The following is a 12,465-nucleotide window of genomic DNA, read 5'->3' on the forward strand; positions in this document are numbered from 1 at the left end:
TGGGATATGTCGGAGCTAATCGGCCAACCTGTTCTGAAAGTCTTTGGGAACCGCCCTGTGCGGAGCCGCATGCAGGGTGGTGTGGGGGCTGGAGGCTAGATACCTCCGGCTACCCGATTAGTGTTTAATTCGATCCAGCAGAGCTTTTATTTCATTAATGACCATTTCTGGTTCATCATTTTGTGGATAATGATAGCTTTTATCAGTCAATACTATTTTACCTTTCGGAAAACTAAGTACCCAATCTGAATGCAATTGTCCCCACATCGTGCGAGCTTTATCGTTGAAAAATAGCACTGGAGGATTTTGATACTTTTTAACTGACGCAATGACTGTAACCGGAATATTAGGAATCTCAGGGTAATCAGGAAGTGGGCGTTTTGACCAAAAATCGAGATACTGGTTAGACATGCCATTTGCTTGGTCATCTAATTTTATTTGAGCGATTTCCTTCTCTGCTTTTTCCAAATCGATTTTTCTCATAATATCAACATCATGCTCAGAGGCAGGCTCAATCAACATTAATCCAGAAACCCATTCAGGATAGGTTGCAGAAAATCGTCTGGCAATATAAGCACCATATGAATGCGCAACATAAACTACTGGTTTTTTAATGTTTAAAACTTCAAGCAATAAACGAGCTTCCTCCGCATACTCTTCAGAGCTATAGTTTTTTCTGACTTTTTGCGAGCCACCATTACCTATCCGTGAATAGCGAATAACGCGGGTATCTTTAGCAAGTTTTTCAAATATAGGTTCCCAATCTGATAGCCCAGCAGTCCCACCTGCTTCTAGGAAAACAGTCTTTGAACCATTTCCTGCAATTTCGTATTCAACGTCATAACCGTTAACTTTTATAAAATTTGGTTTGGCTATAGCTTCACCAGCAATAAAAAAAACGATAAACAAAAAAACAAATCTCACGGGTTCTCCTTGAAGCACTAAATCTCGCATAGTGCGCACTTGAAACCAATTATTTAAGCCTCGCTTTAGCAAAGCTATTGATTAATAAGCACTCTAGCAAAGCCATGCTGAATAAACGAGCAAAAAGACTGAAAAGAGATTATAGATATTGATGTCATACCTAAAGTGGTCAGTAACTGTCATTTATCGATTACCAAAAGTAGGTCAACTGACTGGCTACTGTTGTGTGCTGCTTATCGTCTGCAACTCATAAAGGGGGGCATAAGTGAGTCAGCGCAGGCTCGCTGACTCAAAGATGGACACAAATAAGTCAGCGAATTTACTAATTTAGTACTTCGCGGATTAATAGAGGTATTGCAAAACTGCTAGTCGAATGGCCAAAATCGGTCATCTACTACACATCGCGTCTAAAGATCGGAAGAGCGGCACCTGATGGAAAGTTAAGTGACTTAGTTAATCTGGCCACTTCGTTGTTTGTTGTTCATTTTAGTCTTCCTACTTTATTTTTAGCCTCACTCATCACAGCTTGAAAATCAATTTCTTCAATCAATTTTCCTGAATACAGTAATTGAATATATATCTCTTCTTCACTAAGCCCTGTTCTAAGCCAAAATGATATTTTCTTGGCATCAAACTCTACCTCCGGTAAGTTCTTCCTCCTTGCTGAAGCTTCAATGGCCTCTTTAAGCGGATCTTGCCCTACTTTTATAGGTTTAGCTGTTACAAAGGGATTACTGGAAATTGGTGTATCGGTACCTTTAATTGGTTTTACAGCAGCTGTACTAGCCTTTTTGGGACTAGACTGTTTTTTAGTCCCCTTCCCATAGGAGCTAAACTCCTTAGTTAAAAAAGCAATGTCACTTCGCCACTCATCGATAGCTTGATCTAAATCTATCTTGCTAGACATATTCCGCTTTTCTGATGTTTTCAAAAAACTATTCAAAACATTCTTAAGCTTAGTGAACCTAAGCTTACTACTCGCTTTTCCCCACTCTCGGGCATATTTAATATTATCGACATCACGTAGATTATCATGTAAAAGTAGATCACTTAAAATCTCGCGTCTTACCTGTTGCTTCACACCTTTAGTTTTACCAACGTGATAGCCACTAGTTGAAAGCAACCCTTCAGTCTCCCAATCGATAGCGCCTAGTTTGGATAGCTTTGCTGCTCGATTGGCTTGAGAAATGCCCTTTTTACACTCAAACTCTGCTTTAAAGAGGCTATAAAGAAACTCTAAGAACTCAATACGAGATACACTTCCCTGATCAAGTTGAATGGGCTCAGCTATCTTATCTGATCTGAACTCTAATGAGATATCCCCTTTGCTTTCTTGTCCAACAACAAAGACCCTTCCGACTCGTTTTTTTACCTGCCTTATGTACGTAGTAACTTGCTTGGTAGAAGAACTACCATATACAAAAGCAGCTAACACTGGAGGATTAATATCATAACTGTCACCATCATGCAGAGTCGGCCGTTTCGTGCTTTTCTTGTGATTATCTAGAAAAACTTTATCTTCACCGAATGATAGATCCCGCTCCCTAAAACCTTTTTGAATAACCGATATATCAAAAGACATGCCTAGTTTTGCTACAGTAACCTTCGAAGTGACTCTGCTTGTTTTAAATGTACGAGGGGCACCTTTAAAGAGGCAATGCCCAGCAATATACCTGTTTCCACCACTTTCAAAATATCGGTCAACTAGAACTGAACGAGACTGAGCTCGTTTACCATTAGACTTATAAGAAAACTTAAGCTCTATAGGTTCGCCAGCCCAAATAGTTTTGCCCGAATCAGAAAAAGGGATGGTAACCTTAGGTGTAGAAGCACGTCTTGGAGCCTGAGCGACAGAAACCTCATTAGTACGTTCGCTTCTATCAGGTGCTTCCCTTTTAGATGGCTTCTCAGCTTCTTTATCTCTAAAAAAGAAAAACCATATTGCGGCAATGGCTAAGCCCCACAGTATCAAACTATCCATACCAACCTCAAAATTAGCTCAGCCAAACAAAGTAACATGGGTAAACGATCAGCTTCTAACTAAAAAAACAATTATCAAACACGGAGTATAATTATCCTTTTCAGCCCTTAATATGAGCTTAATTATCATTAATGATTAAACAATATGAGTAATTTTAGACGGGCACTTTGATACTAATCACATATTTAGTATCAAGGTGGAATAAAATGGTCTTTACAAGACAACTAATAAATATGGGGTGCAGTTATGGGACTCTCAACAACTAGCTTTCCTAACTCTATATCGAATGGTAATACTGTAGTGGTCAAGAAATATTGGCCACAGTCTTAGAGTTTAACCAGAACAATCGTTCTGACTCATTGGGCGTCAGCCCGCCGTTATATTGATGCGGCCGAAGCTGACAATAATATCCAATAATGTATCGTGTAATTTCATTCTGCGCTTCAGTAAAATTACGATACCCTGTAGTTGGTATCCATTCTGTCTTAAGGCTCCTAAAAAAACGTTCCATAGGACTATTATCCCAACAATTCCCACGTCGAGATAAACTTTGTTTGAGCTGGTATCGCCATAATAGTTGCCGATATCTTCTGCTTGTATAGTGAGTCCCTTGATCGCTATGGAACATAACATCTTTAGGTTTACCACGACCTTCATAGGCCATCGAAAGCGCTTTGCCAGTTAAACGACTATCAGGTGATAACGACATAGCCCAGCCAATCACTTTACGTGCAAATAGATCAATCACCACAGCTAAGTACATCCAACGGTTACCAGCCCACACGTAGGTAACATCACCAACCCAGACTTCATTCGGAGCTGTGACAGCGAATTGTCGACCTAGGTGATTAGGGATTTCAATATGTTCTAGTGTCGCTTTTCGGTATTTGTGCCTAGGTACCTGGCAGCTAACTATACCAAGCTCTTTCATCAACTTAGTGGCACGATAACGGCTTAGCGAGACACCCTGCTGGCTAACCATATCTGCAATCGTTCTAGCACCTGCCGATCCATTACTTGCAGTGTGTACTTCGCTGACTAGGCTGCGAAGCTTAACCTTATCTGCGTTAATGGTTATTGGTCTCTTTCTCCAATACTTGTAACTACTACGATGAATACTGAACACTTCGCATAATGTTTTTATGCTATAGCTCTGCCTGAGTTTCTCAATTATTAAGAATTGTTCAGTGAGTCCGACATCAACAGAGCTGTGGCCTTTTATAATATTTCGTTGTGCTCCTGGAGGCGAGCTAGTTGCTTTTTTAACTCTCGAATTTCAACTTGTTCTGGTGATATAGGTGATGCTTTATGCTGCTTACCTTGTCGCTCTTCTCTTAATTGTCGTACCCACTTATCCATGGTTGATTTGCCCACATTCATAGCTTGAGCAGCTTCAACAATTGAGTAATTCTGATCTAGCACGAGTTGTGCAGATTCAAGTTTGAACTCTGCACTAAAAAGTCTTCTTGTACGTTTTTTCATAGTGTCACCTGTTAACTTATGAGGTGATGATATCACCTCTAACTAGGTGGCCAAATTAACTATGCCACTACAGTTTTATTTTAAATAATGTTATTTGAGCTGCTAACTTATTACTTTGACTAGAGCAGTCTGCTTTGTTGTTCGCTATGACATTGTGAATTTATATTGAAATTTTTTAAGTTTTACTTGGCTATTTCACCAAAGTTACCGTGTGCAAGTTCGTCAATTTAACGAGATGATAAAGCTGATTTTTATAGATTGAGCAAGATGTAATTTCCCTTTACTCGTTTTAATCACCCTAACCTATTTAGAATAAAACAACTTAAATATTACGGCCTTCCAGTCTTACTATTGTCTTTTAAGCAATAGTGTTCCACATATCTCCTTATATATAACCCCATAAAAACCAGTAATAATGGATTTATCTTAAACATTGCAACCCTCTCTGTTGCAACGAGTTAAATACAAGAACTTTAACTGTGTTTATTCGCCATTAACAACAATCCAGACATTAAAGATGGAAAACTGATTTATGATTATTTTGCACGGTTTTGCTGCTAGCAACTATTACAACCTAGTGAAACATGTGCTGCTATACAAAGAACTGCCATTCCAAGAAAACCTTATTTACGGTGGTAGTGAGGCGTTACTCGCAATCAGTCCAGCAGGAAAAGTCCCCGTTATCACAACCTCTGAAGGTCTTAATATTTCAGAGTCGAGTGTCATTTGTGATTTTATCGAAGAGAATTACCCTACATCGAATGATCATCAGCTATACCCTGAAAATGCTGGTGAACGTGCAGTTGTACGTCAAATCATGAAAATAGCAGAACTCTATTTTGAACTGCCAAGCAGACGATTTATACCATATGTATTTTCAGGCACCGACATACCTGAATCGGTAGCGATTGAAGTACGCCAAGTATTAAATCGTGGCGTTATCGCGTTAAGTCGCTTGGGTCAGTTTTCACCGTGGATTGCTGGTGAAAAATTTACCATGGCTGATATCTACGTTTATCACGTAAACACCATTGTCAGTGCATTTGCGTCTAGCCAACTTAACTGGGATGTACTTGCACAGGTCCCAGGTATGAAACAGTGGAATGATTCCATGAGTCAATCAGCCATTGCCCAAAGTATAGAGGCTGACCGACTGGCAAATATGCCCGAGTTTATGCAAAAGCTACAAGCTCAGATCCAAGCAGCAGAAGCGGAAAAAGCGGCATAGTCACTTAAATCATAAAAATATCTAAAACTTAAATTAGTACTTGAGTTTTAAAACGAACAAAATACAACCAATACAATAACGTTATTGGTACACCAAATTTAATTATTTGCAGGAGCAAAACCTTATGACTGATACCAATATTCAACTGACTTCAACAATCAGTGAAGACAATAAACTAACACTGGCTTTAACAAACATCGAAATGCCACAACCTTCTGCCGATGAGATCGTTATTCGCATTGAAGCTGCACCTTTAAATCCTTCTGATTTAGCCGTTTTATTCAGCGCAGCTGATATGACAACCGCGACACAATCTGGCACTGAACAGAACCCTACTATCACCGCGAATGTCCCCGCTCACTATATGCCTGCAGTTAAAACACGTGTAGGTAAAGCCACACCTGTGGGTAATGAAGGTGCTGGAACCGTCATAGCAGCGGGATCTTCTCCTGCAGCGCAAGCGTTAATGGGCAAGACCGTTGCTGTTATTGGCGGTGGCACCTATCGTCAATATATCTGTGCCAATGTACGAAGTTGCTTAGAGTTAAAAGAAGGCACAACAGCTAAAGAAGGCGCTTCATCTTTTGTGAACCCGCTTACCGCATTAGCAATGGTTGAAACGATGCGCGCTGAAGGCCATAAAGCCATCATTCATGCGGCTGCGGCATCTAACCTTGGCCAAATGCTAAACCGTATTTGTATTGCCGATGGCGTCGATTTAATTAACATCGTCCGTAAAGCTGAACAAGAAACGCTTTTACGAGATATGGGGGCAAAATATATTGTCAATTCAACTAGTGACACTTTCCTTGCTGATTTAATTGCTGCAATCATTGAAACTGGTGCAACGATTGCGTTTGATCCCATTGGTGGCGGTCAATTAACCAGTGACATCCTTAACAGTATGGAAGTTGCCGCATCTCGTGATATGACAGAACATAGTGTTTATGGTTCTGACATTTTCAAACAAGTTTACATTTATGGTGCTTTAAACCGTGGACCTATTACGCTGAATCGTAACTTTGGTTTTGCATGGGGAGTCAATGGATTCTTATTATTCAATGCACTCGGCAAACTAGGCACTGAGACTGTCGTGGCAATGCGTAAACGTGTTGCTGATGAAATTACCACAACGTTTGCAAGCCACTACACCCATGAAGTGTCATTGGCAGAGGTATTAACATTACAATCGATAGCGGGTTATTCAAAGCAAGCTACTGGTGAGAAGTACTTAATTACCCCTCAAGTTTAATTCAATTTTAAAGAGTCGTGGCCAACAACTGTTGCCACGACTTCAAACTATTTAGCGTATTTCTCCACATAAAACGAAGCAATACATTTTTACATTTCTGAGTTAAACCCCTGCCCCAGCTTTACCTTTAATATGTCTGTATTAACATCAATTCACCCTAATCACAGCGCTACATTCCTTAGCGTTTAACAGCATCGAGATACCTTTATGTGGATAAAACTATAAACTAAAGCCCGTTATGTAAAGTTGTTAAAGTTAAGTAAATTTTATTTTTGTTGGTTTTTTTATTGGTATTTTAAATATCCAAGCAACAATAATGACGACTTGATTTACCCTATTTTCGTTGTTGATAGCATCCAATAGACATAAAAAGGTTTCTATGAAAAAGATAATATTTGGTTTTTTTATGTTCAGTTCATTGCTAGCTGCTACTGCTCATGCAGCAGATCAATTAACGGCCACTATTATTGGTTCTGGTTCGCCTATCTATAATGAAAACCGTGCGAGCGCGAGTACGTTAATCTCTGCCGGAAACACTCATATATTGGTTGATATGGGTAATGGCACTCAAGCTAATTTGTCTAAACTCGGCGTTGATATTCGTCATTTATCTAGCCTACTTATTACCCATCATCATCTTGATCATAATGAAGAATTTGTACCCATGTTAATTCGTCTGTTACTAGGGCGAAATAACTTCACCATTGTTGGTCCACCCAATACGAAGAAACTCACGGAAACAAATTTGGATTTGTATGAAGCTGATATTACATATCGACTAGGCAAAACTAAGAGAAACCTTGCCGATCGTATCAAGGCTTTTGATGTTACAGATATACAAGGCGGAGAATCCTTTAAGGTCGGTGATATACAGGTCACCACGCTTCAAGTTCCACACACCATTCATACTGTTGCTTACCGCTTCGATTACAATGGCCAATCGATTGTCATTACTGGAGATCTGACTTATTCAGAAGCACTGCCCACCTTCGCGAGCAATGCAGATTATATGATTATCGATTCTGGCGGAATGGTAATGATAGGTGGACGGAATAAAAACAAAAAATCTAATGATCAAAGCATAAATAAAGGTTCGAACAACAAAAATAAAAAGAGCGGTAATAAAAAAAATCGTGCTCACCTTAATTTAAACGACTCCAGTACACTTGCCCAAAAAGCTAATGTCAAAAATCTGGTCTACACCCATTTTACTGCGGGGGAAGTTGATGCTGAAGCGAGCTTAAAAGAAATTCATAAAAATTATAGTGGTAATGTCATTTTCAGTGAAGATCTTATGGCCGTTAATACTGCAGTGAAGGAAAGCATAGTCAAAACATCACAAAAGATAGCAAGTTACCCAATCGTCGATACCGGACAAAGAAAATCCTACAGCAACAATGCAGTAATACCATTACCAGACAATGCCAATGATTTTTATGGTCAAGATGCCAGTTATAGCACTAACCCTCCTTCTTACACCGACAATAACAATGGCACTATCACCGATAATGTCACTGGTTTAATCTGGCAAAAACAGATGGGGGATAAACTGAGTTATGATGAAGCACTTTTAAAAATAAACACTCTAAAATTAGCAGGTTATGGTGACTGGCGAATTCCCACCATTAAAGAGCTCTATTCTCTCATTCAATTTACAGGCAGCGTTAAAGGAGAAAAAGCGCTCACCCCTTTCATCGACACCAGTTTCTTCAATCAACCTCTTGGTAATACTAAAGCTGGAGAACGAGAGATTGATGCCCAAACATGGTCGAGTACCGAGTATGTCGGCAAAACAATGAAAAGTGATGATACGGTTTTTGGGGTGAATTTTGTTGATGGCCGTATTAAAGGTTACCCAAAGTTTAATCCACGCACTAAAACGCCGAATAAAATGTACTTTAGGTTTGTGAGGGGAAATAAAGCCTATGGTAAAAACAACTTCATTGACAATAAGGATGGTACCACCACTGATTTGGCGACTGGTTTAACTTGGCAACAGACAGACAGTAACAAAGGTTTGAATTGGCAACAAGCACTGCAATATTCTGAGGATCTAACTTTAGCTGGCCATAGCGATTGGCGTTTACCAGATGCAAAAGAGTTACAAAGCATCGTGGATTATACCCGCTCACCTGAAACCTCTAATTCAGCGGCAATCGACCCGATTTTTTACACATCTTCGATAAAGAATGAATCTGGCGAAAAAGATTATCCTTATTACTGGAGTTCAACAACTCATCTTGATGGGCCAGTGCCAGAATCTGCAGCGGTTTATGTGGCCTTTGGTAAAGCCTTAGGTGAAATGCGTGGCATAACAATGGATGTTCATGGCGCGGGTTCTCAGCGCAGCGACCCTAAAACAGGTGCACCGATGTCTCGTGGGCCACAAGGCGATTTTATTCGAGTTGAGAATTATGTACGCAGTGTACGAGATGGCAATGTCGTTTTAGCGGCCCAAACATATGAGCAGCCTCTGACTGAATATATTAACGAATATGGAAGGGCAAGTAACCTGACGGGTTCAACGACTCAAAAACAAAACAACAAAATCAAAAGCAGTACTCAAAGTAATAAATTTATTAATCGATTTGATAAAGATGGCGATGCAAAAGTATCGGCTTCAGAGTTTAAAGCTGGCACAAAGCGCTTTAATCATTTTGATAAAAATAAAGATGGTTACATCACGGCAGATGAGGCACCTACTGGACCGCCTAAAAACACCAAGTAAAAGCATTACTGAATCGACTTATTATTGTGTTTTACAGAAAGGCTGTTGTTATCGACTTAACATAATATAGAGAAGTGATTAACCCGACAGGTTGTTTGAATTTGACCAGTACAGTTGATTATGATTTAGAATATTTAGACAAGCTATTCAAATTTAAAGGGAAGATAAAAAAGCCAGTAATACAAAGTAAACTTCGTATCGATAACGTTGGCCATCCACCTTCGACATACTGTTTATAGGCATCTTTAAAGCCATCAGGAGTTGGAGACTGTAACTAATTTTGTGTAACTGCTTATCAACACGTACTCTATAGAGAGTCAAGGATAGGCAGTTACTCATGAACAAAAAAGATATTGAAGCTTTTGTTAAAGAAGCTGCTAAAAGCATTAAAACACCAGAAGACTTAAACCAATTCAGTCAGATGCTCAAAAAGATAACGGTCGAAGCCGCTCTTAATGCCGAAATGGATGACCACCTGGGCTATGAGAAACACCATAAATCGACTTCTGCTAATAGCCGTAACGGTAAAACCAGCAAGCGCATTCAAACTGAAGATGGTCAATTTGAGCTTGATACGCCGCGAGACCGTGAAGGCAGTTTCGAACCTCTGTTAGTTAAAAAACACCAGTCCAGATTTACCTCTATGGACGATAAAATATTGTGGCTCTACGCTCTAAGTTACAAAGCCACCCATTATTTAGAAGTTATTCAACACTTGGGATAAGGACGCGGCTACGCGCGGCCTATCCTTATCTGTTAGGCATATTCAGGCTTGCCAAACTGTTTATGAAGATCTTCTGGTGTAGCTCCAATAAATTCTTCATATGATGGTGTTCCGTTAGCTATTTTCCAGCGTTCTAAATGTTTATTAATAGCTTTAATATTGCATTTAGGGCACACGTATGCTCTTGCTCGAGGTTTAGTTCCCTCTAAATATAATTCAGGATATTTGTTACATTTAGAACAAAGGGATTTAAAGTTCATTTGTTTTATAGGTTCTAAACCTTGTATCATTGGAAGCGCACTTTTGATGGAAGCATAATCTTCTAGTTGATAATATTTTCTAGCTAAATTAATACTATTCAGGCTCTTTATTTCCTTTAACGGCTCAATTCCGTCTTCTAATGGAATTACATCTAAAACCCTAATCTCTTTAAGGTTCTTTAACTCAGCTAAAGGAGAAAAGCTTTTAATTTTAAGAGTTTTTCCTGAGCCATCCCATCCAGGTATCGTTGAAAGCGATAGCTCTGATAATTGTTTACAGTTAACAATAGGATTTAAGTCCAAACCTTCAATTTTAGGGAAATGCCGTATAAATAATGCATCAATATCTGGATGTTCAGACAATATCTCTAACGAAGTACACTCTTCAATAGATAGACAAGTTCTGCCTTTAGAATATTTTCTTTCTACTTTCATACACTTCCTTGAAATGATGCTTAACGCCCTGCTAATAAGTGAACCATGTGCTGGCAGGCGATTTGCTCAGCAAATGGCATGACAGCCTTGGTGAATCTGGATTTAGCAGCTTGTTAGTAGCTGGCAGATTAACTTTAGGCGCCAGCCATCTTTACTAAAAACAAAATAAAACCACTAAAAAATAGTAAGCCAAGGATCACCATTATGGTTAATGTTTTAGATTCGGTCATTGATTTCAAGAGAGCAAATTTACTCAAAAGCCCTGTCCCAATGAGTGCTGCTTCAGCTAGGTTTTCTTTAGATTGTTTATTCATTTGAGATTCCTTTCTATGATGAACCATTGACTACTAACGCCCGCATAAAATGCGGATAATGCTTGGCTAAAATTAGCGAAGAATGAGCGCCAGCCAAGCGTTTGACGTCATTTTTGAGGCGCTTGTTGAACGAAGCCGCTGTGCGGCAGAAAAGATAAAAGCTCACCTTTATTCACCCATCTTAAATACTTACTAGACCCTGCCTACCTTGGCAGTTATCTAGGAGTATCACTATGAACACTCACGAGCAACAACGCTTTGATTTTCTTTATGAACAACATCTTACCAACTTAACACTGCAAGGCAAGCGGCCTGCGACCATCGATGCCTACAGCCGCGCCGTTAGGCGTATTAGTGCTTATTTCGACACTTGTCCTGATAACCTTTCAACTAATGACCTAAAGCGCTACTTTTCCAGTTTGATTGATTCACATTCTATTGTATTTCTGTGAACCAAGAAACTTTGTTAATAACGCCCCTTTTGCCATAAAAAACACTTTAAAACAATAATCTAACCTTAAAGCGGTCAAAAAGCAGGCGTCGCTACGTAAAATCTGACAGTTTCTTCGAGTATTGCTGCTGTAGATTTTTATACGCTCACCAAAAAATGTAACTTATTTCTATGAAAAAAATTATTTACTCATGATTCAGATTATCAATCTATTGTTCTTAATATGAATTCTGAGTTTAGATAGGTACGCTAATTACCCTCCTTGTTAGCTATTTAGTTTATAAAGAGAGTGGCTTATAATGATGCCTAATTGAGAATCTCAACTTAAAGTACATATCTGTAAATAATTCTCAAAATGAAGTTCACAATGCGTTTTTATAAAATAAAATAACTTGTTGAAATTAATTGAATACATAAAGCCGAGAATCTCGATTTAAAAGTCCCTAATCATTTCTTCAAGCCCTGCCACTTAGATCGAGATTTTACTGCGCAATGAGATTTTTATTTGCCCTTGTACCAATAACTATGCCCTCAGCAAGATAACTACAGATCGAACTGAAAACATATAGTAAGCTGTTAACTCCGCATACATGTATTGATTTACTACACAAAAACTGACACTAAAGTTAATGAAGCATGTTTTCTGGTGTTCTTTATAAACTGAATATCATTACCTATTAATACTA

9 protein-coding genes and 1 pseudogene are annotated in these 12,465 nt (G+C 39.0%); 5 read left to right on the forward strand and 5 right to left on the reverse strand.

Features of this window, described 5'->3' with window-relative positions; genetic code table 11:
- Positions 1-117: 117 nt before the first annotated feature.
- The 3 genes from BCU57_RS06615 to BCU57_RS06625 form a co-directional block, all read right to left on the reverse strand.
- Entirely contained in the window at positions 118-954 is an 837-nt protein-coding gene (locus BCU57_RS06615; RefSeq protein WP_102436258.1) for an alpha/beta fold hydrolase, read from the reverse strand.
- Positions 955-1,405: 451 nt separating this feature from the next.
- Entirely contained in the window at positions 1,406-2,905 is a 1,500-nt protein-coding gene (locus BCU57_RS06620; RefSeq protein WP_102436256.1) for a hypothetical protein, read from the reverse strand.
- A gap of 304 nt (positions 2,906-3,209) precedes the next feature.
- Positions 3,210-4,387 (reverse strand): IS3 family transposase gene (locus BCU57_RS06625; RefSeq protein ID WP_413211413.1). Its coding sequence is split into 2 segments (ribosomal slippage): positions 3,210-4,126 and positions 4,126-4,387, totalling 1,179 coding nucleotides; the frame shifts between segments, so codons are not numbered across the junction.
- A gap of 532 nt (positions 4,388-4,919) precedes the next feature.
- Between BCU57_RS06625 and BCU57_RS06630 the strand changes: the two genes are divergently transcribed.
- The 4 genes and pseudogenes from BCU57_RS06630 to BCU57_RS06645 all read left to right on the forward strand — a co-directional run.
- A complete protein-coding gene (locus BCU57_RS06630) occupies positions 4,920-5,615 on the forward strand; it encodes a glutathione S-transferase family protein (RefSeq protein ID WP_102436561.1) in 696 nt (231 codons plus the stop codon).
- A 124-nt stretch (positions 5,616-5,739) separates the two neighbouring features.
- Entirely contained in the window at positions 5,740-6,867 is a 1,128-nt protein-coding gene (locus BCU57_RS06635; protein ID WP_102436559.1) for a zinc-binding dehydrogenase, read from the forward strand.
- Positions 6,868-7,246: 379 nt separating this feature from the next.
- Positions 7,247-9,595: a DUF1566 domain-containing protein gene (locus BCU57_RS06640; protein ID WP_133149347.1), complete on the forward strand. Its 2,349-nt coding sequence runs from the start codon at positions 7,247-7,249 to the stop codon at positions 9,593-9,595.
- Between the two features lie 337 nt (positions 9,596-9,932).
- Positions 9,933-10,268: pseudogene (locus tag BCU57_RS06645) on the forward strand (transposase); the annotation flags it as partial.
- 83 nt (positions 10,269-10,351) lie between these two features.
- Here BCU57_RS06645 and BCU57_RS06650 read toward each other — a convergent pair.
- Together BCU57_RS06650 and BCU57_RS06655 are read right to left on the reverse strand one after the other, a co-directional pair.
- On the reverse strand, positions 10,352-11,014 hold the full coding sequence (locus BCU57_RS06650; RefSeq protein WP_102439288.1) for a hypothetical protein: 663 nt from the start codon (positions 11,012-11,014) through the stop codon (positions 10,352-10,354).
- 134 nt (positions 11,015-11,148) lie between these two features.
- A complete protein-coding gene (locus tag BCU57_RS06655; protein ID WP_102439289.1) occupies positions 11,149-11,328 on the reverse strand; it encodes a hypothetical protein in 180 nt (59 codons plus the stop codon).
- Between the two features lie 233 nt (positions 11,329-11,561).
- On the opposite strand from BCU57_RS06655, the gene BCU57_RS06660 reads away from it, so the two are divergent.
- Positions 11,562-11,780 carry a phage integrase N-terminal SAM-like domain-containing protein gene (locus BCU57_RS06660; RefSeq protein WP_102439290.1) on the forward strand — a complete coding sequence of 73 codons (219 nt, stop codon included), beginning with the start codon at positions 11,562-11,564 and terminating at the stop codon, positions 11,778-11,780.
- Positions 11,781-12,465: the final 685 nt, after the last annotated feature.

This window comes from Shewanella sp. 10N.286.48.B5 (genome assembly GCF_002874355.2).
In the GTDB taxonomy this organism is placed as follows: domain Bacteria; phylum Pseudomonadota; class Gammaproteobacteria; order Enterobacterales; family Shewanellaceae; genus Shewanella.

What these genes read in the sequence shown, in the direction of transcription:
- BCU57_RS06615 (WP_102436258.1), bottom strand. Translation starts at nt 954, where the DNA reads ATGCGAGATTTAGTGCTTCAAGGAGAACCCGTGAGATTTGTTTTTTTG.
- BCU57_RS06620 (WP_102436256.1), bottom strand. Translation starts at nt 2,905, where the DNA reads ATGGATAGTTTGATACTGTGGGGCTTAGCCATTGCCGCAATATGGTTT.
- BCU57_RS06630 (WP_102436561.1), top strand. Translation starts at nt 4,920, where the DNA reads ATGATTATTTTGCACGGTTTTGCTGCTAGCAACTATTACAACCTAGTG.
- BCU57_RS06635 (WP_102436559.1), top strand. Translation starts at nt 5,740, where the DNA reads ATGACTGATACCAATATTCAACTGACTTCAACAATCAGTGAAGACAAT.
- BCU57_RS06640 (WP_133149347.1), top strand. Translation starts at nt 7,247, where the DNA reads ATGAAAAAGATAATATTTGGTTTTTTTATGTTCAGTTCATTGCTAGCT.
- BCU57_RS06650 (WP_102439288.1), bottom strand. Translation starts at nt 11,014, where the DNA reads ATGAAAGTAGAAAGAAAATATTCTAAAGGCAGAACTTGTCTATCTATT.
- BCU57_RS06655 (WP_102439289.1), bottom strand. Translation starts at nt 11,328, where the DNA reads ATGAATAAACAATCTAAAGAAAACCTAGCTGAAGCAGCACTCATTGGG.
- BCU57_RS06660 (WP_102439290.1), top strand. Translation starts at nt 11,562, where the DNA reads ATGAACACTCACGAGCAACAACGCTTTGATTTTCTTTATGAACAACAT.